Annotated in this window: 24 protein-coding genes; 17 read left to right on the forward strand and 7 right to left on the reverse strand. The window is 49.5% G+C overall.

Annotated elements, in window-relative coordinates:
* The first annotated feature begins 69 nt into the window (after window positions 1–69).
* From ABDK09_04455 to ABDK09_04515, 13 genes are all read left to right on the forward strand, one after another.
* Window positions 70–627, forward strand: a complete 558-nt coding sequence (locus tag ABDK09_04455; GenBank protein ID XAW87489.1) for a DUF4105 domain-containing protein — start codon at window positions 70–72, stop codon at window positions 625–627.
* A 25-nt stretch (window positions 628–652) separates the two neighbouring features.
* Entirely contained in the window at window positions 653–1,933 is a 1,281-nt protein-coding gene (locus ABDK09_04460; GenBank protein ID XAW87490.1) for a DUF4105 domain-containing protein, read from the forward strand.
* A 205-nt stretch (window positions 1,934–2,138) separates the two neighbouring features.
* The gene (locus ABDK09_04465; GenBank protein ID XAW87491.1) at window positions 2,139–2,327 is read left to right on the forward strand and encodes a hypothetical protein; all 189 of its coding nucleotides are present in this window, start codon (window positions 2,139–2,141) and stop codon (window positions 2,325–2,327) included.
* 67 nt (window positions 2,328–2,394) lie between these two features.
* The gene (locus ABDK09_04470; GenBank protein XAW87492.1) at window positions 2,395–2,568 is read left to right on the forward strand and encodes a hypothetical protein; all 174 of its coding nucleotides are present in this window, start codon (window positions 2,395–2,397) and stop codon (window positions 2,566–2,568) included.
* Window positions 2,569–2,784: 216 nt separating this feature from the next.
* Window positions 2,785–3,246, forward strand: coding sequence for a nuclear transport factor 2 family protein (locus tag ABDK09_04475; GenBank protein XAW87493.1), 462 nt, complete (start codon window positions 2,785–2,787; stop codon window positions 3,244–3,246).
* Window positions 3,247–3,442: 196 nt separating this feature from the next.
* The gene (locus ABDK09_04480; protein XAW87494.1) at window positions 3,443–4,417 is read left to right on the forward strand and encodes an amidoligase family protein; all 975 of its coding nucleotides are present in this window, start codon (window positions 3,443–3,445) and stop codon (window positions 4,415–4,417) included.
* Window positions 4,390–5,058, forward strand: coding sequence for a gamma-glutamyl-gamma-aminobutyrate hydrolase family protein (locus ABDK09_04485; protein XAW87495.1), 669 nt, complete (start codon window positions 4,390–4,392; stop codon window positions 5,056–5,058). Before ABDK09_04480 ends, ABDK09_04485 begins: the two co-directional genes overlap by 28 nt.
* A 467-nt stretch (window positions 5,059–5,525) precedes the next feature.
* Window positions 5,526–6,524: a hypothetical protein gene (locus tag ABDK09_04490; protein XAW87496.1), complete on the forward strand. Its 999-nt coding sequence runs from the start codon at window positions 5,526–5,528 to the stop codon at window positions 6,522–6,524.
* Between the two features lie 216 nt (window positions 6,525–6,740).
* Window positions 6,741–7,184 carry a hypothetical protein gene (locus ABDK09_04495; GenBank protein XAW87497.1) on the forward strand — a complete coding sequence of 148 codons (444 nt, stop codon included), beginning with the start codon at window positions 6,741–6,743 and terminating at the stop codon, window positions 7,182–7,184.
* 19 nt (window positions 7,185–7,203) lie between these two features.
* Window positions 7,204–7,551 carry a hypothetical protein gene (locus ABDK09_04500; GenBank protein XAW87498.1) on the forward strand — a complete coding sequence of 116 codons (348 nt, stop codon included), beginning with the start codon at window positions 7,204–7,206 and terminating at the stop codon, window positions 7,549–7,551.
* Window positions 7,542–8,357 (forward strand): PAS domain-containing protein, encoded by an 816-nt coding sequence (locus ABDK09_04505; protein ID XAW87499.1) that lies wholly within the window; start codon window positions 7,542–7,544, stop codon window positions 8,355–8,357. Before ABDK09_04500 ends, ABDK09_04505 begins: the two co-directional genes overlap by 10 nt.
* Window positions 8,335–8,724 (forward strand): GGDEF domain-containing protein, encoded by a 390-nt coding sequence (locus tag ABDK09_04510; GenBank protein XAW88457.1) that lies wholly within the window; start codon window positions 8,335–8,337, stop codon window positions 8,722–8,724. Before ABDK09_04505 ends, ABDK09_04510 begins: the two co-directional genes overlap by 23 nt.
* Before the next feature lie 87 nt (window positions 8,725–8,811).
* Entirely contained in the window at window positions 8,812–9,384 is a 573-nt protein-coding gene (locus tag ABDK09_04515) for a protocatechuate 3,4-dioxygenase (protein XAW87500.1), read from the forward strand.
* Window positions 9,385–9,491: 107 nt separating this feature from the next.
* Here ABDK09_04515 and ABDK09_04520 read toward each other — a convergent pair whose 3' ends face one another.
* The 3 genes from ABDK09_04520 to ABDK09_04530 all read right to left on the reverse strand — a co-directional run bounded on the left by ABDK09_04520 (window position 9,492) and on the right by ABDK09_04530 (window position 12,320).
* Window positions 9,492–11,216 (reverse strand): choice-of-anchor I family protein, encoded by a 1,725-nt coding sequence (locus ABDK09_04520; GenBank protein ID XAW87501.1) that lies wholly within the window; start codon window positions 11,214–11,216, stop codon window positions 9,492–9,494.
* Window positions 11,217–11,407: 191 nt separating this feature from the next.
* Window positions 11,408–11,911, reverse strand: coding sequence for a LysR substrate-binding domain-containing protein (locus tag ABDK09_04525; GenBank protein ID XAW87502.1), 504 nt, complete (start codon window positions 11,909–11,911; stop codon window positions 11,408–11,410).
* Window positions 11,862–12,320: a LysR family transcriptional regulator gene (locus ABDK09_04530; protein XAW87503.1), complete on the reverse strand. Its 459-nt coding sequence runs from the start codon at window positions 12,318–12,320 to the stop codon at window positions 11,862–11,864. The genes ABDK09_04525 and ABDK09_04530 overlap by 50 nt, the downstream gene beginning before the upstream one ends.
* Before the next feature lie 146 nt (window positions 12,321–12,466).
* On the opposite strand from ABDK09_04530, the gene ABDK09_04535 reads away from it, so the two are divergent.
* The gene (locus ABDK09_04535) at window positions 12,467–13,684 is read left to right on the forward strand and encodes an MFS transporter (GenBank protein ID XAW87504.1); all 1,218 of its coding nucleotides are present in this window, start codon (window positions 12,467–12,469) and stop codon (window positions 13,682–13,684) included.
* Window positions 13,685–13,730: 46 nt separating this feature from the next.
* Here the strand turns inward: ABDK09_04535 and ABDK09_04540 are convergent, their stop codons facing one another.
* Window positions 13,731–14,567 carry a LysR family transcriptional regulator gene (locus ABDK09_04540; protein ID XAW87505.1) on the reverse strand — a complete coding sequence of 279 codons (837 nt, stop codon included), beginning with the start codon at window positions 14,565–14,567 and terminating at the stop codon, window positions 13,731–13,733.
* 236 nt (window positions 14,568–14,803) lie between these two features.
* Between ABDK09_04540 and ABDK09_04545 the strand changes: the two genes are divergently transcribed.
* Genes ABDK09_04545 through ABDK09_04555 form a run of 3 tightly spaced genes read left to right on the forward strand, consistent with a single transcriptional unit; the run spans window position 14,804 to window position 16,255 of the window.
* Window positions 14,804–15,262, forward strand: coding sequence for a nuclear transport factor 2 family protein (locus tag ABDK09_04545; protein ID XAW87506.1), 459 nt, complete (start codon window positions 14,804–14,806; stop codon window positions 15,260–15,262).
* 35 nt (window positions 15,263–15,297) lie between these two features.
* Window positions 15,298–16,050, forward strand: a complete 753-nt coding sequence (locus tag ABDK09_04550; GenBank protein XAW87507.1) for an LLM class flavin-dependent oxidoreductase — start codon at window positions 15,298–15,300, stop codon at window positions 16,048–16,050.
* A complete protein-coding gene (locus ABDK09_04555; GenBank protein XAW87508.1) occupies window positions 16,034–16,255 on the forward strand; it encodes a hypothetical protein in 222 nt (73 codons plus the stop codon). The genes ABDK09_04550 and ABDK09_04555 overlap by 17 nt, the downstream gene beginning before the upstream one ends.
* 143 nt (window positions 16,256–16,398) lie before the next feature.
* Here ABDK09_04555 and ABDK09_04560 read toward each other — a convergent pair whose 3' ends face one another.
* From ABDK09_04560 to ABDK09_04570, 3 genes are all read right to left on the reverse strand, one after another.
* Window positions 16,399–16,767 carry a DOPA 4,5-dioxygenase family protein gene (locus tag ABDK09_04560; protein ID XAW87509.1) on the reverse strand — a complete coding sequence of 123 codons (369 nt, stop codon included), beginning with the start codon at window positions 16,765–16,767 and terminating at the stop codon, window positions 16,399–16,401.
* Between the two features lie 472 nt (window positions 16,768–17,239).
* Window positions 17,240–18,154, reverse strand: coding sequence for an EamA family transporter (locus ABDK09_04565; GenBank protein ID XAW87510.1), 915 nt, complete (start codon window positions 18,152–18,154; stop codon window positions 17,240–17,242).
* 157 nt (window positions 18,155–18,311) lie between these two features.
* Window positions 18,312–19,187 carry a LysR family transcriptional regulator gene (locus ABDK09_04570; protein XAW87511.1) on the reverse strand — a complete coding sequence of 292 codons (876 nt, stop codon included), beginning with the start codon at window positions 19,185–19,187 and terminating at the stop codon, window positions 18,312–18,314.
* Window positions 19,188–19,236: the final 49 nt, after the last annotated feature.

The following is a 19,236-nucleotide window of genomic DNA, read 5'->3' on the forward strand; positions in this document are numbered from 1 at the left end:
AGCCTCTTTCGTCTTACCCTTCTGTGCCTCGTTGCAACAACGAGGCACCTTTTCATTTCAAGAGTCGTTATGCAGTGGAAGCGTTGTTTTCTCATTTTTCTGGGCGGATTACATTCGTCCCTGAGCTTAGCGTCCGCAGAGTCCGGACCCTTACCTGAACTGGACGTCAGTGCCTTGAGTCAGGATAGCTATTGGCTCAAATTGGGGCACTATCTACCCGATCTCACCGGCGGTTATGTCAGCACGATTGACTCCGACCGCTTCTTTTTCGCGCCACAAGGTAAGGATCATCCGGCGCAAGAGCTTGCAGCTACCATTCAGGCGCTGTATCAGGGCTCGACGCAAAGCCGGCATCAGGCACGCTGTACGTTTCCGGCCCGTTATCAATGGCTGGAACAAAAACAAGGTAAGGCACCACCTGAATTAGATTGCCCTGATCTAAAAAAATGGCAGCAGGCAATGGACCCGGAGAAACTGACCCTGGTGTTTCCCACTGCCTTTATGAATAATCCTTCGTCCATGTTTGGTCATACCCTGCTGCGGGTCGATGCCAAGAATCAGAACCAGAACAATGCACTGGTCGCTTACGCGATAAACTTCGCCGCCGAAACCGGACAGCGCCGATAATGCAGCACTTTACGCACTTAAAGGTTTGATTGGCTCTTATCCGAGCCGCTTTACTGTCATGCCTTACTACAAAAAAGTGCGTGAATATAACGATATTGAGTCGCGGGATATCTGGGAATACCCGCTCAATTTCACCCGTGAAGAAGTGGACAGAATTTTGCTTCACCTGTGGGAAATGGAACAAGCCGAGTTCGACTACTACTTCCTGGACGAAAACTGCTCTTATCAGTTATTAGCTCTGCTACAACTGGCCAACCAGAGTTTGGATTTAGTCAGTCAGTTTCCGGTCACCGCGATTCCTTCCGATACCGTGAAAGTTCTGGTTGATGCCGGATTAACTCAGCCACCGCAGTATCGGGCCGCGTTTGGTACCCGACTCAATCATGAATCGAATCTGGTCAGCAAGCGTATTTACCTCGCCACGCGGCGCCTGAAAGAGCAAGGTATTTACCCTTCCAAAGCCGAATTTACTGAGTCAGAGAGAGCGGCGATTCTGGAGTTCGCTTACGAATGGCTTAACTTCGAACTGTACGATGACGGGCTTGAGCGTGACATGACCGCCAAACAACTGACCCAGATCCTGATCAAACGCAGTCAGATCAACCGAGAATCCCCTTTCCCCGCAGTGGTGAGGCCGGAAACGTCACCGGAACAGGGGCATGGGTCAGCCCGTATCGGAATCGCACGAAACCTTTACCAGCATCAAACACACTCAACATCGGTCGAGTGGCGGCCGGCTTATCATGACATGTATGACGCGCTGGACGGATTTATCCCCGGCGCACAAATCAGCTTCCTCGACACCAAATTCAGTATTGATGACAACGGAACCAGCCGACTCGACCATCTGAACGTTATTGATGTACTGGCCTTAGCGCCCAGCAACCGCGTTTTTGACAGCCTGGCATGGGGATTAAAAACCGGCTTCGACCGGCCCGATGCCAATACCGACAGCCGCTGGTTTGTCGAAGGCGGCGCAGGAAAAGCCTGGGGAGAAGCCGACAGCCTGCATTGGTATGCGCTGCTCAAAGCCGAGCTGAGCCAGGGGCAACTGACTGAGCACGACTGGATACCTGGCGCCGGTGTGCAATCCGGCCTGTTTTATTCACTTGGCGCTAAACAGCGACTGGGTTTAAGTGCCGAGTGGCTCGCTCTTGCCGGTTCTGACGTTAATGACCGTTTATCGGCCAATGCCACCTGGAACTGGAGCCTGACCCGAAATAGCGCATTAAGAGCGGAACTGGATTACCGCCAATGGCATCAAGAGGAATTACGTTCACAGCTGAGTGCCTATTTTTATTATTGAGCCTGTTTTTATTGATAAGCCCACTTCGCAACTGAGCGCTGTTCACCCAATCAGGAGGACAGAGAACATCACAACATAAGCGCTTGGCCAATCAATCAAAAATCTACGGAAATCTGATGGTTTGCTGATATAAGCGGCCTAAACTGACCTATGATTGAGACAGCATGACCAATTATGGTTTGAGAACGAATGTGAAGGAGAGCAAATGAAAAACAAAACGTTAATGTCTGCTTTTATTGCTATTTTAGTTACTCAACTGAGTGGATGCGGGGTATTACTGCACCCGGAGCGCGAGGGACAACGAGGCGGTAAAATTGACCCGGCGATCGCGATTCTCGACGCGGCGGGCTTAATCCTCTTCATCGTTTCCCGGGCTAATCGCGTTTGGCGTTGACTTCTATTACGGCACCATTTATCTGCCAAATTCAGCCTCGGTTGACCTGGACGAAGATGAACTCAATATGCTGAAACAGCTCGACGAGTCGCAACGGATGGATGCTATTGCCAAAATCGTTTCCGACAAAACCGGCCAGCACATTGATGCAAAAGAGCTGCAATCTTATCAGGCCAACTCTGTCGACGAGCTCAGCTTCTACGTAAACAACAGCAAAGCAACTCCGGTACAAGCAGGCTAAACCGCCCTGTTTTCCCAGCGGTCACGTCAATGAGACGTGGCCGTTTTTTAATAAACACCTGTAGACATCATAAAACGCCAGCGCTATCGTTGATATGGTCTCAGTTGCAACACTGAGCCAATTAGCCCATAAAAATTTAAAGATGAGTCCGTCTTATTTTAATTCGATTTCCCCGTTTCTAATGACAACAGCCATCTAATTAAAGAGAACAACAATATGCGTAAAGCGCTACCTTTTCTACTTCTTGGCAGCCTGACATTCGGGTTACTAAGCTCGCCGGCCATGGCCGCAGATAGCGCGTCACAAAAAGAAGCTAACCGTCAGGTTGTGCTGAACTTCTACGAGAAAGGCCTTAACGAAAAAAATGCCGATGCAGCACTGGAATATGTCGGTGATAAATACATCCAACATAACCCGAATGCCGCAGACGGTCCTGAAGGTTTTAAAAGCTACATTGCCTACCTCAAGCAAAACCATCCGCAGTCACACAGCGAAATTAAGCAAAGTTTCGTTGATGGAGATTATGTCATTTTGCACGTTCATGCGGTTCGTGACCCAGGCGAACGTGGCAATGCGATTGTCGATATTTTCCGCTTGGAAAACGGCAAGATTGTCGAACACTGGGATGTAAGCCAGGCCATTCCGGAAAAAATGGCGCACGATAACGGTATGCTTTGATATCCGCTACAGCTTTGAGTCAGGGGCTGCCTTTCAACGCAGCCCTTTTACACATATTCCACTGCGCCTGACCTCACCGTTTGGTGACGATGTCTTCTCTGATTTTGCGTAACATTTGCCATTTTTTATACTGCCCTTGTATGTTATCAATCAGAACATGCTCAATATGTAAACCTTAGAATAAGTGGAGGCTACCATGGCTTTTAAAACTCCGCCTTTAACCACAATAGACGCTGGCGAGATGCGCCGGGTCGGGTTCGAAATTGAATTTACCGGCCTGACCATAGGGGATGCCACAACCATACTGCAACGTACATTTGGCGGTGAGTTGGAACAAAAGTCGGCAGTTGAGTACGAACTAAACACGCCGCAATATGGCAAGTTCAAGGTCGAGCTGGACTGGGAGTATCTCAAAAACACCGCGCTGGAAGCCAAACTTAACGATGAAGGCCATGAGTGGGTTGATTTCCTGCATAACATCGCACTCTCGGTTGTGCCATTGGAAATCGTCACGCCTCCTTTTCCTCTCGATAAACTGAACGAATTAGACAAACTGATCCCCGCCCTGCGTGACGCCGGAACGAAGGGAACGGACGACTCTGTCATCGCGGCCTTTGGCGTGCACATCAACCCTGAAATCCCCTCACTGGATGTCCGCACCGTCCACGCCTATCTGAAATCTTTCGCACTGTTACAGTGGAGCCTCAACAAGGCTCATGACGTCAACGTATCGCGCAAAATCAGCCCCTATATCCAACTCTATTCGGAACAATATATTGAGCAGTTGATCGATAAACATTATCAGGACATCAACGCATTGATTGATGACTATCTGGCTTATAACCCAAGCCGCAACCGTGCTCTGGATATGCTGCCGCTGTTTGCGTGCATCGATGAAGAAAGGGTCAACCGGGTGGTGAAAGATAGCAAAATCAATCAACGGCCGACATTTCATTACCGGCTGCCCGACTGCTTAATCGAAAATAGCAACTGGAGCTTCGCAACCTCTTGGAATATATGGCACTTAGTCGAAATTTTAGCGGCAGATACTAGCGCTCTCGACATGTTGTCCCGTCGATTTAAAGCCATGTCACTGCCGGTGATTGGCGTGAAACGCAATGATTGGATGAAGGAAATCAGTCAGTGGATAAAAAACCGAGAATTGGGGTAACCGGAAATCATCGCAGTTGGTCTCCTTCCTGGTGGTGCACTAAACTCGCCCTAACCCTCGCGGGGGCGCAAGCGGAAAGAATCAGCGTCAGGCACCGCTGGTCCGGTCAGGCGCTCGATGGTCTGATTATCGGCGGCGGCGACGATATCGACCCGGAGCACTATGGCGGCAAAGCCAGTCAACAGGATGAGTTTGATCCTGAACGTGACTCGCTGGAAATACGCTGGATCCAATGGGCGTTGCAGAATAAGGTCCCGCTGCTGGGCATATGCCGCGGATCGCAGTTAATCAATGTTGTGCTGGGCGGTAACCTGCATGAAGATATCACCACATTGCGTCAACGCACCTATAACCGCCCGGGCCTGCTGCCAACCAAGCAAGTCTTTGTCGATACAGACTCACATCTGTTTACCTTGTGTGGCAAAGCGAAATTAAGGGTCAACAGCTTGCATCATCAGGCGATCAAGGATGTCGGTGATGGCCTGCGCGTCGTCGGGCGAGATCTTGATCAATTCACTCAGGCAATTGAAAGTAATCAACAAAAGCCCATCTACGGCGTGCAGTGGCACCCTGAATACCTGTTTTATCTGCCCAGTCAATTTAAGTTGTTTCGCTGGCTGGTGCAGTCAGGCTTGCGCTGAAAATCGATTACGACTTGTTAAAATATCTCGCTTTCAGCAGCTTCAATCCGGCCAGAAACAGTCACGGTTGTCACTACCACAACCAAGGTATTGTCTTGAGCAGCAAGCCGCCGAAATCAATCACCTTGCAATGAATCGCTTTGCTCAGGCGGGAAGGTGTATTCACGATGCTCAGTCCGGTTCAGAAACACAGTGCCGCACAGACGTTCACTGCATACGAACAAGACCTGAACAACTCAAAACAAGTGTTTTCTCTTTGTACTTTAGTCTTCCTGAGACTTTGCTCAAAAGTCTATGATTTTTATTACCTAAAATCGGTCAACAAACTTAAAATCGACGAATTAGACTAAGATGATATAAGAACTCTCAGATTTTCATATCATTTAAACTAACCATAGCGTAAAAGATGATTTAGACAGGGTACGACTCACCGTATCTGATGACGTTAACAGGGCAAGGGAAAAACCATGCAGTGCAGGATATGGGGAATTGTCATCGGGACATTCTGTTTCCCTACCATCGCTTACGCTAATACTCAGATGATTGATATCAGAGGCTTTGGTACGCTGAGCGGAGTTTACTCTGATTCGGAGTCACTGGCGTTCCGTCGTGATATGACCCAAGAAGGCCGGGCACGACAATTCAGTCTGAGTCAGGACTCTCTGCTTGGCGTGCAAGCTGATATCCTGTTTACCGACGCCCTAAAAGCATCTGTACAAATTGTCGGTAAAGACAGAATCAATAACAGCCTGGATGAATCCATCACCTGGGCTAACCTGAGTTATGATTTTAACAACTCATGGAACGTTCGCGTTGGCCGGATCGGCAGCGACCTCACCCTGATCGGCGATGTCGGCAATATCGGATACGCCTATGAATGGGTAAGGCCTCCGGTCGATTTTTATGGTGCGATTCCTTTTTATCACTTTGACGGTGCCGAATTGCTGTATCGCCATTCATTTGAGCAAGGGAATCTCTCAGCCAAGATATTCTATGGCCGCTCCAGTAGTTCATTTAAATACAAAACCAGCGAGTCTGAGTTTGACCTGTCCCCTTTCTCCGGCCTCGCCCTGCGTTATGAGAACGGCGGTTTGACTTTGCGCACCGCCTACGCAAGAACAGAGATCGACAGTCTGCAACAGAGCGGTATCGATAATCTGAGAACCCTGCTGCGAACCTACTCTTTTATACCAGGGGTCAATGAAACCCTGTCACAGTTGGATATTAAGCATTCGCCTATCGATTATTACACTGCGGGTGCGGTTTATCGTTACAACAGCTGGAAATGGTTGGCCGAAGTCTCTTATATGGATACCGACATGGCGACCGTATTGCCTTCGCTATCCGCCTATGCGGGTGTGGTGAAGCGGTTTGATGATTTTGCCGTGTTTGGGCTGCTGGCACACACTCATACCACTCGCCCCACCTATTCTGCCAACGCACAACTGCCCGAAACCCCTGCTTAGCTACGTGCAAACAGGGCTGAACAGCACGGATTTCGAGCAAAAAACGGCCTCTGTCGGCGTACGTTGGGATGTCGCGACGAACATGGCACTCAAAGCACAATGGGACAGATCTTGGGTCGCTGCCAATCAGGATTTGCTGTGGGATGGCAAATCAGTCACTTCCGATGAGCAGGTAAATATATTTACCCTCAGTATGAACTTTATATTCTGATGTCTATGAGAAAATATCTTGTTTTGCTAATCATCATACTCATCGGTACTCCTTCCAGGGGGTGGAGTGAAGACTTGCTGGTCATAGTGAATAAAGACAACCCGCTTAACACGCTCACCAAACAACAGGTCACCGATCTGTTTATGGGACGAACCCCCTATTTCCCATCGGGAGAGGCGGTAGTGAAACTCGATGCTCCGAGCGCCTCTGCGATACGAAAAGATTTTTACTATTCATTAGTGCGTATGTCACTTCCCGAAATCAACGCTTACTGGGCCAGACTGATGTTTAGCGGCAGAGCGACGCCGCCAATGCAAGTGCCTCAAGAGCAAGATATCGTAAAATTGGTCGCTGATAATTCGAATGCCATCGGATATATCCCGCACGCACTAGCCGGAGAACTGAATAACGATGTCAAAACGATATTCGTTGTATCACAAGATCAATAAGCACGTCGGATGGAAGTTGATGGCGGCGATTTTTGTTGTCGCCGCTGTTTTTATTCCTGCCACCAGCTACCTAAGCTATCAGTACACCTACGTTCAAGAACAGACAGCCTATCAGGAGCGTATCCAGCGGCTGGTAAAAATGGTCAGATACAATGCCTCCATGGCGGCTTATCTCAAAGATAGTGACTTAGCTTCAGAGGTCGTATCCGCTTTGTATGATAACCCGGAAATAGAGGCAGTGCGCTTTCATATTGCCGATGATGCTTCCGTTGACGCCGGTTCAGTCCCCGCCTCTAAAAGCCATATCACTGAAGTTCTGACGCCGCCTTTTAGTGCTGCAGAAGTCGCAAAATTGAGTTGTATTTAGATTATGGTTACATCAACAGCCATGCGCGGGACAAAGGTCTCTCACTGGTCATGTGGCAAACGTCGCTTTTGCTCCTGATCCTGCTGTGTGTTTATATCATCGTCCGTCAGGTCGTGACAAAGCCTCTGCACCTGCTGTTAGAGCAAATCAGAACTACGCCTGTGGACGGAGTCCGAACGGGTGACGAAATCCGTATCCAATCCAATGATGAAATTGGTTTTCTGGCCGAAAATACCAATAACTTACTGAAAAGAATTGCTGACTTTTACCGCAGCGAAGCAAAAAACAACCAGCATATTTTAAAACTTGAACGCCAATTCAGGATTATTTTCGAACATTCACATGCCGGCATATTATTGCTTGATGAAAATAATCAGGTTCACCTCGCGAATCCATCGGTTAAGTCAATGCTGCAATGTAAACCGGGCAGTGACTGGCACTCATCCTTTGCATCACTTTTTGATGACAAATCACAATTCGAAGCAACGCTGCAACAGGTACGCGAAGAAGGAATTAGTCTGTTCAAGGACTTTCGCCTCCGGGATAACGACGATGTTTGGCTGCGTGTGCTTTTTTCTAACGTCGAAAATGTCCATAACCTGGATTTAGAAAAGTTTGTCGAACTCGTTATCTATGATATTTCAGACCGGGCTCAAAAAGAAAAAAACTTTGCTTACAACGCCACCCACGACGCATTAACAGGCATCTTTAACCGAAGAGGTGCCGAAGTCCGGTTTAACGAAACTGTGCAACAATGCAAAAGCGTGCGGCTCTCATTTAGTGATGATTTGGTTAGACCTGAATGATTTTAAGATTGTGAATGATGAACATGGCCATGAGGCCGGAGACATCGTTCTGAAAGAACTCAGCTCAAGGCTGCGCAGCGTTTCACGCCCGGACGATATCATCGCTCGCTGGGGCGGAGATGAGTTTGTCGTGGCCGTAGAGCTTAAAGATCTGACCGTTCTGCCCCACATACTCAGCGATATGGAAGATGCTTTTTCAACCTCGATTGAAATTAACGATGATCTTAAGGTCACTGTCGGGGCAAGTATCGGGGTCAGTACTTCGCAGTCGTTTGGATACGATGTCGAAAAGCTGCTGATTAAAGCCGACCAAATGATGTATCGGGTCAAAAAAGACGGTAAGAATGGCTATAGAATTGATGGTTGAGTATTACTGACTAATCGTTAGTGTTTACGGTTGCTATTTGACAAGACTCCACCACAATTAAAGCACTATTGCTGATGAGGTGCTCTCATGGAAAGACGATTTTTTCTCGCTTTGGCGATGTTACTGTTTTCTCCGTTACTCAAAGCGACCACTCCGCGTAAACCCACCCCGACACAAACTGAAGGCCCCTTTTATCCTGTGGTGGCGATTCCGCTGCGCGAGGAACTGATTACTCAACCAGACCGAGTCAAGGGTACGCCACTGACACTGCATGGTCGCGTTGTCGATACATCTGGCAATCCGCTCTCCGGGATTAAGGTCGAGATATGGCAATGTGACAGTCAGGGCATTTATGCCCACCCGCGTCAGGTCAATCATGACCAATTTGACCCCGCCTTTGCCGGTTTTGGAGCAACGCAAACCCAAGCTGATGGTCGCTATCAATTTCATACCTTGCATCCGGTACCTTATGGCTCCCGACCGCCTCATATTCATGTCAAACTGTGGCGGGGCAAGCAAGAACTGCTCACCACTCAGCTTTACCTACAAGGCAACACCGGCAACGAATGGTGGGGAGGGTCGGAACGTGAGCATCTGCAATTTTTACCGCGAGAGACAGGTAACACGATGAGTGGCGAATTTACCTTTGTCCTGGCCTGAATTTTCCATAAGAAAACGTCTATCAGACAACTTATGTCGGACAAAAAAGGCGCCGTGCGACGCCTTTCGTTAAACTGTATCTTTCGCTGAAGGGTGTCAAAAACCAGTTACAGGTTAATTTTATACACCGACGTGGAACCACTGACTTCGTTACCGACCGCGATAAAATGATCGCCGTTACGGACAAAATGTTTGATCGACTCCGGCCCTAAGTCTTTCGCGGCCGGATTATACATATCATTGTCGCAGTCACCTTCATCAACCGCAGTACAAACCGGCTGTGAATAGTCACGGTTATTGATGTACTCGACGAAGCGACTTTGCTCTGGATTGGTGACATCATAAATCATGATACCGCCCTGACGTTCCAGGCCGATAAAGGCATAATGGCGGCCATTGATCTCTGCCACTTCAATCGCTTCCGGTTCAATCCCTTTGTCATCACTGCGATCGTCGCCACTCTGGTTGTTATCATTGGTGCTGTTGAAGTTATCACCTTCTGATTCAAAGGCGATTTTTCCCAGCTGGTCTCCGCTGTCAAACACCAGCTCACCATGCTCATCCCAAATAGAAAAGGAGCGTGCGCCATAACTATACACCGGCTCATCGGCTGCCAATGTGTGACCCGGATTGATTACCTTCAGGCGAGCCAGCTGCTTATTATCTTTTAACGCCTCTTTAAGCGGATGACCGTCTGCGACTTTCAGCTTCTTGCCACGCAGCTCATCAACATACGCAATACAGAATCCTTCTTCAGTAGTGTACTGAGCTGAACCGGAGAAATCATCTTCATCCCATTTAAAGCCTTTCTGGTCACACACTTGCTGTGTGGTATCGATGCCGTATTCACGCCCGTCACCTTCGTTGGCAGTCAGCAGATAGGTTTTGCCATTTACGCTGTAGCTGGCGATGGTATCGGGCATATACAGCCCCTGCAGCAGCGGATAACTGTTAAAATTACCGATAATGCCATCTTTATTGGAAGCGTCCAGCTGTGAGGTTTGCCATGACTTGCCACCCAAACCATAAATGGCATCAACGCGGGCACTCTCAACATCAATCGCCGCCACTACATTGTTTTCCTGCAAAGAGACATAAATCTTACCGTTCGGAGCGAAAGTCAGGTATTCCGGCTCAAGATCCTGCGCGACACTGGCATTCGGACCTGAAATACGCACTTTATCAGTCAGTTCATGATGACGGCTGCCGCCCTGATTAAAATCTCGGAAGTGAATCTGTGATACTTTGGCATTCAGTGGACCATTTTTAAGATCAACTAAAGTCACACTGCCTTCCGGGTCGATAGTGTAATCACTGTTGGGTTCGCCCTCATTGGCACTGGCAATATAACGGCCATCCGGCGAGAAACCGACCATATCCGGCAAGGCGCCAGCCGGATATGTCGCGATAAGTTGCAGTGAATCGGAGCGATACAGCGCAAGGATGCCCGGCTGCTGTTTATCAGCATTTTCAATTGCTACTACCACCATTCCGCCGTGTGCAGAAATACTGTTCGCGGCGCCAATCTCGATACCAGCATGGCTGCCGGCACTGCGCAAATCAATCACACCACTCGCCGCAGGCTTGCTGTCTGCATCCAGGGCCAGAATGTCCACCAGCCCCGCTTGTGCATTGACAACGTAAAGTTTATCGGTCGCTTTATCGTAGCTGACGATTTCCGCCGCTGATGTGCCAAAATCAGCATCAGCGACAGATGTGCCGACCAAGGTCAGCGCACTTGATGAAGATGGTGATTGTGGCGTTGATGAACAAGCCGCCAGTGCTGATACTGACAGACTAAGAAGCAGGTGTTTTTTACGCAGTGTGAACATAATTCAGTCATTCCTTTCGGTTTATCCCTATTGAAGCAAGACACCGAAAGTAAAGACCGAATATGACAAAGTCATAACTGTTTGGTTAACTTATTAATAAAAAACTCGGTAATTATCATCGCCAATTCTGGTCGTCGTTTGTCCTTTCTTACCAGGCGACCTGTCACTCATTAGTCGCAACAAGGGGCAATTTAACTTACCTGACTATCGTCATAACTCACCTTCAATGCATCCCGTACGAGTGCAAACGCCGGAGTAGGCTGACGGCGGCTTGGGTAGTACAGGTAATAACCATCAAATGGCGGACACCAATCCTCGAGAACCGTCACTAAACTTCCGTTGGAAATATAGCTCTCCATCTCTTCATAAGGCAGAAACACAATACCCATGCCCTTTAGTGCAGCCTGCAGCATAGTTTGCGTCGTGTTAAAGGTCAGTTGTCCGTCAACACGGATGTTGAACTCGCGGTCGTCCTTCTCAAATTCCCACAGATAAATGTTGTTGTGAGTCGGAAAACGCATATTGATGCAGTTATGTTCCAGCAGATCTTCCGGCTTTAATGGTTTGGAATAACGAGAAAAGTAATCCGGTGTTGCGGCCGCAGCCATACGCATTTTACCGCCGATAGGTACCGCAACCATGTCTTTATCTATGGTTCCTCCCAGGCGAAACCCCGGTATCAAAACGGTCGGCAACGATATCCCGGAAGCCGTAGTTAATATCAAACTCAACCTTGATATCCGGATATTCTCTCAGCACAGGTTCCAGCTTGGGCAGTAAGATATCTGTCACAACCGCTTCGCCACAGGTAATGCGGACTGTACCCGCCGGCTTATCACGCATTTCTGTAAGTGCATCCAGCTCCGCTTCCATCTCATCAATTCGACTGCCGATAGAGTTGAGCAAGCGCTCCCCCGCAGGCGTTGGTGACACACTGCGCGTGGTGCGAGTCAGTAAACGAATACCGATCTGCTCTTCCATCGCACTGATCGCCTGACTGAGAGCAGACTGGGTTACACCAAGTTGCGCGGCTGCCCGGGTGAAACTGCGTTCACGCGCCACTCTGACGAAATAAAGCAGATCATTGAGATTACGTTTTGGCATCGCTTCCTCATTAATTAGTAATGCTAATAGCCTCTTTAAGCATTTATTAGCTATCTGCCGACCGTTTTACCTGAGAAAATGGTTGGCGTAAAGAAACACTTCAAGCCATACGGTAAAAACAATAACTTAAGCCTTTAGAGGAACCAATGTCAGACACTCAAGCTATACAACAGGAAAGGGCTGCCAACAGTACTTCCGCCGCTCATCAACCACGCGCGTACTGGAGTGGTGTTTTCGCCATGACCTTGTGTGTATTCACCCTCATCGCTTCTGAATTTATGCCGGTCAGCTTGTTGACAGCTATCTCCAGCGATCTGGGGGTCAGCACCGGATTAGTCGGTCAGGGTATCGCTATTTCAGGCGCCTTTGCGGTTATCACCAGCCTTTCGATCTCAACTATTGCCGCCAAGCGTGACCGTAAACATCTGCTGCTTAGCCTGACTGCATTGATGCTCATCTCAGGTGCGATTATTGCTGAAGCCTCCGACTATACAATGTATATGGTTGGCCGTTCGCTGATTGGCGTTTCGATCGGCGGTTTCTGGGCCCTTTCTGCTGCATGTGCGATGCGCCTGGTGCCGAAAAACCAGGTGCCAAAAGCACTGGCCATTTTTAATGGCGGCAATGCCCTGGCGATGATTCTGGCCGCTCCTCTGGGCAGCTATTTAGGCTCAATAGTGGGCTGGCGCGGCGCTTTCTGGTGCCTGGTTCCACTTTCTCTGTTTGCTTTTGTCTGGCAATACATCAGCTTACCGGCGATGAAAAGTGAGCAGCAAGGTGGTGGTGTTGGCCGCTTATGGACCTTGATCAAAACCCCGGTGATTGGTATTGGGATGGCCGCAGTGGGTCTGTTTTTCATGGGTCAGTTTACCCTCTACACTTATATTCGCCCATTTTTGGAAACGGTCACTCAGATTGATGCGACTCTGGTCTCGCTGTCACTGCTGATTGTCGGTATTGCCGGATTTGTCGGCACCGCATTGATTGGCCGATTCCTCAATAAAAGTCTGTACGGCACATTGATCATGATCCCGTTGCTGATGGCGGTCATTGGGATGTCGATGATGCTGCTTGGCCATTCGTTCAGCGCCGTCGCGGTTGCTCTGGCATGCTGGGGGCTGCTGGCTACCGCTGCCCCTGTCGGCTGGTGGACCTGGGTTGCCCGTATCATGCCGGATGATTCAGAAGCCGGCGGCGGAATGATGGTCGCCGTTATTCAGCTCACTATCGCACTGGGCTCAACCTTGGGTGGTATCCTGTATGACTTCTCCGGCCATGAGCTGGCATTTAGCGTTGCCGCAATAATCATGGTTCTCGCCTCAGGCGCAGCGTATCTGAGTTCTCGCGGGCACAGCGACAAATAGACACCTTCATTCAGCCAGCGTTCAAGATTGCACGCTGGCTCAAGGATTACAAGTTGTACACTGAGGTCGGGCTGCGTGCTTCATCGAGCAACGCATCGATAACGATTCTCTGGCGCGGTTTGAGATAGCGAGAACGCGGCCAGACTGCGTGAATAGGCATCTCCGCGCCCGCCCATTGGTCAAGGACGGTGACCAGAGCTCCTGTGGAGAGATATTCATTCACCAACCATGTCGGCAACTGACACAAACCCATGCCATTGAGTGTCGCCTCCACCATAGCGTCTCCGTCGCTGAAATCGTACCGGGCACGAATCACCTGAGAAAAAGATTCACCGCTCGGCTGACAGAACAACCAGGCTGGCTGGGTGCTGCGCCGGCTACCGATAATACAGTCATGTTCGGTGAGCTCAGCCGGTAGTGAAGGAATCCCTTTGCGTTCCAGATAAGCAGGACTTGCACACACTACCAGACGTTGCCGACCCAGTTTACGTGCCACCAGGTCAGCATCATCCTCCAGAGTGCCAATCCGCACCACCAGATCAACCCCTTCATCAATCAGATTAATGCGGCGCTCAGTAAAGCTGACCGACATATCCAGACTCGGATATTCACACGACAAACGGGCCAGTATAGGCATCACGTGGCGGCGGCCAAACGCAGCCGGGAGGTGAATATTCAGACGACCGGAGATTTGACTGCTGCCGGCCACAACGCCAAGCTCCAGACTCTCTATTTCATCGAGTATCGCAACCCAGCCATCAAAGAAACGCTGACCTTCCGGAGTCGGGGTCAGATTACGGGTAGTACGATGCAGTAATTTCGTTCCCAGCTTCTGCTCCAGCCGGGTGACGCTTTTGCCGACCGCCGAGCCAGTCAGCCCCAACCGTTCACCTGCTGCAGTAAAAGAAACCGGTACGGAGGGTTTCTACATACTCAACCACACCGGAAAATTGAGTCTCATACAATTTCATTATGGAATCCTGGGACGAAATAAATGGAATATAAACTGTATTATCATTTTTAAACAAGTCAATACAATACTCCGTAATCACTCAATTCTCGTGCTGTGGTGAGAACTCGCTTTCACTATAGCGCAGCAAAGTAAGACCGGAGCCCCTTATGACAAACTCAATCGATATGACACGCATTCAAGCCCTGCTGGATCGTGAAGAAATTCGTGCATTGCGCCTGCGTTACAGCCAGCTTTTAGACGGCGGTCAGGCCGAGCGTATGGGTGAAGTATTTACCCAGGATGCAGAAGTTAAAGTGACCGTCGGTTCAATGCAGGGCCTGGATGAAATCAAGCGTAGCCTGGCTGATGCTTACACCCTGTTTGATACCAAGAAACGTGGCCACTTCCCGTTTATTCACGCAGTAACGAATCACGATATCACCCTGATCGACGACAATCATGCCAAGGGCAGCTGTTACTTACTGGATTTCGTTACTGATCGCGACACCGCGCAGCATCCGTTCCTGCTGCTTGGTCACTATGTTGATGACTATGTGCGCGTTAACGGTGAATGGCGTATTGCCCGTTCAGAACTTGATGTTCTGTGGCCTGACGATAATCAGTAAAACGTCCTTTAGAACAAGCCAAAGAGAAGATGATTATGACCGAGAAGCAACAGGCACTGACACCAAGCTTCAACCAGGTGTTCAGCGAAGATAAACTGACGATAGGCTTACTGACACCTCTGGAAGGTTATCCGAGCTTTCCCTTTCCGACTCTGAAAGATCACCAGAATATTGCACGTCAGGCAGAGCAGGCCGGATTTGCCAGCATCTGGCTGCGCGATGTGCCGTTTTACGATCCCAACTTCGGGGATGCGGCGCAAATGCTTGACCCCTTTGTGTATGCCGGCTATCTGGCTGCCGCTACTGAATCGATTACTTTAGGCACAGCAGGCATTGTACTGCCACTGCGTGACCCGATTTCAGTCGCGAAGCAGGCGGTTTCTGTGGATCATCTGACAGGCGGACGCTTTGTGCTTGGCCTTTCAACCGGTGACCGTCCGGTCGAATATCCGGCCTTCGGGGTTGATTTTGACCAGCGCGGTGAACTGTACCGCGAATCGGTTGAGATCATCCGGACCCTGCACAACGAATCATTTCCGCGTTTGCAGACCAATAACTTCGGCAAATTTTCCGGCAATCTTGATATGCATCCGAAACCGGTGCACAACAACCTGCCATTAATGGCGGTCGGCCGCTCACGTCAGCCTATCGATTGGTTGGCACGTAACGTCAATGCCTGGATTTGGTCTGTGGATGATGAACGGGCCATTCAGGAAATCGTTGCATCACTGCGCGTCGCCGCCGGTGAACAAACTGCGCCTCATTACGGCTATGCCACGTTTCTTTGATTTGGATGCGAACCCGGATGCGCCATACCAACGTTTTTATAACGTGGTACGTATTGGCCGCAACGCACTGATTGAGCGTCTGCGTCACCATAAACAGCTGGGCGTACGTCACGTCGCACTTAACCTCAAACCTTCGCGTCGCAAAGCGCAGGATGTGATTGAGGAAATGGGCCGCTTCGTGCTGCCGGTTCTCAATCAAGACTGAGTACCGCCGTAAATAGCCACTGATATACGCATCAGTACCATTAATCATCGTCTAAGGCGGTGGCTGGCAATGACATCAAAAAGAGCCGCAATGCGGCCCTTTATCTTTCTGACTCAGTGGCTTATGGTCCTAAGCGCTTTATATCAATCTTCCACAGAAGAACTGTCAAACACCGACAGGTCCAGCCTCAGGCTGTCACCCAGCCAATAGGCATACAGAGTATGGTCTTCGATTTCATCACCGGAAAGCGCATGAACCAGTACCGACAAACCATTACGATTTTCGTCCAGCCAAGGTACTAAGTGATCGAAATCGTGTGAAGTGAACTTAATCTGGCAACTCCATTTCGGGTGAGGGCCCACCAGTTTTTCGTGCACCCGGCCGATTTTCACCGGGAAACGCTCGCCTGCTTCATGAACCAGCCGCGAGGCAAACTCCAGCGTTTGTGCATCAAAGTACACATGGGCATGGTAAGCCCGATGGGAATTTACCGGTCGTTTAATCTCTTTCATTATTTTTGCTTCCACGTCTTAAAATAGTAAACAATTCATTAGGTTTCGTTATTGATTTGTGGGCAAGGATACTACTTCTGGCCGCAGTGTGACGACTTTTAATTGAAATATCAGTTTACGCTGTTCCACTTAAGCGTAATGCAAAATCAGGGGATTCTCTATTCGGTTCCTGTACGCTGCACGCAAGATCACGTGGCGATAATCGAACATTGGTCGTCAGAGGAACTTCTATCCCAGGGCGGAATGGCACCATTACCTTGTATCGTCAATCCTTGCAGCAATTGCTATCCGTCAGCCTTCAAATAAGCTCAGGCAGGTTAAATCCACTGCTGTCCTGACCTGAGCATGGCGGCTCACTCTGTCTTATTCACAGCGAGCACTGACTAAATAAGTGTCCAGCGTGGATTTGTGCCGGAGAAACGAGCCGCCTCCCCCTTTCTGTACCACGTTATCTCACCCGAATAGCGATGGATTACCTCGCCAGAGAAGAAACCGGCTCAGCTTGGCGGCCAAACCAACGCTGGCCAAAAACGTTAATCACCAGCCCGACCGCAATCACCACCACGCCTGCGATTTGATACAGAGTGAGGCTCTCACCCAGCAACAACCAAGCGCTCAGCAGTCCAAATACCGGAACCAGCAACGAAAGCGGAGCAACCAATGCGGTAGGATAACGGCTCAACAAATAGCTCCAGCCGCCATATCCGACGATCGTGGCAAGCAACGACAGGTAAACAACCGAGAACAGATTGTGCCACTGCATATTAAGCAACGAATCCGTAATGATCTGAGGTCCTTCAATCCAGAGCGAAGCAACAGCAAACGTGAACATCGGCACCAAAGCACTCCACACGATCAAAGACATGGTCGGAACGGCGTAGTTTTGCATGATCACCTTATTGGTGATGTTACCCAATGCCCAACAGGTCGCCGCACCGATAATCAACAGCAAGGTAGCGGCTGTCAGCGATGCCGTTCCCGCGCCTTGCGCCACCGCGAGCAGATAGATCCCCGCTCCCGCTGTGATGACCGCAATCACATTATGGCGACGAATTTTTTCTTTCAGCAGCACACAACCAAACGCCAGGGTAATAAAAGCCTGCGCCTGTAACAGTAACGAGGCTAATCCTGCAGCAAGGCCGATATTCAGCGCCCAGAACAATAAGGCAAACTGACCAAAACTGATGGTCAGTCCGTACGCCACCAGCCATTTGAGCGGCAATGCGGGACGCTTGATAAACAGCAGAGCAGGAAAGGCTACCAAAGCAAACCGCAAACCGGCCAGCAGCAGCGGTGGCATCCCCTGTAATCCGACTTTGATAACCACGAAGTTCACACCCCAGACCAGCACAATCGCCAGGGCGAGGAATCTGTCTCGTAATGACATCTTGTATCCTTACAAACGTCCGACAGTGTCAGGAAAGACGAGAGCAGACACCTGCTCAGCGCTTGCCTTTCAAGGGTAAGTTTGAAATTGAGTGAGAGAAAAAGAGTCCTCAGACTGCCCTATTCCCGTACATAAAACAAGCGCCGGACAGGGCGAGTCATAATAATGGCCTGAACAGGGTATCCAGCTTCGGATGCACCACACGCCGCTTGACCGTGACCGCGTAGAAGTTTTCGAATACGCTTGGCAGCACAAGGTAACTTTTCAGAATGCCGTTATCGAGTTCATCTTTTACTACCACGTCCGGCATTACCGCAAGTGCGCCGGTATCACGGGCCAAAAGACGCAGCATCGCCATGTCATCAGATTCGGCGATAATGTTGGGATGTAGCTGATATTGAGCGGCAAAAGCATCAAAAGCAGCGCGCAGCGGATTTTCTCCATACGGTAATACCCAACGACGGTTGCGATAACTGGCGCCGAGATCTTTGCCCAGATCTAACCCCGGAGGCCCGATGATCGACACCGCCTGACGTGCCAGAACCCGGCTTTGCCAGTTCTGTTTATTCGAACCTCTGACCGGAATGTTAGTTAATGCTATATCAAGCTGGTGTTCCCCCAGAGCGGTCAGCAAACCGGTCTGACTCATCGACTGCAGGGTGTAACGGCAGTCATCCTGATTGATAAGTGGCTGAATAAACTGCTCGATAAAGTTACGCGAGATAGTCGACAGGATACCAATCCGGATGGTCGCGCCAGGTAACGCTTTGCCACTGGTCAATAATTTTTCCAGCTCTTCGCCATTTTTGAAGATTTCTTCGGCATAGCTCAGCGCATGATATCCGCTCTCGGTCAGGGTCAGTGCACGCCCTTTTCTGGTGAACAACTGCACATCCAAAGTTTGCTCTAACTGTTTGATTTGTGAAGAGAGAGCAGACTGAGACACATGCAGTTTCTGCGCAGTCTGAGTCAGGTTACCCTGTTTGGCGACTTGCCAGAAATAGTACAGATGATGGTAGTTTAAACGACTCATAATTCTCTAAAACAGAACGATTTATAAATTATTATATATTTTACTTAAC

Source organism: Vibrio sp. CDRSL-10 TSBA (assembly GCA_039696685.1).
GTDB lineage: Bacteria > Pseudomonadota > Gammaproteobacteria > Enterobacterales > Vibrionaceae > Vibrio.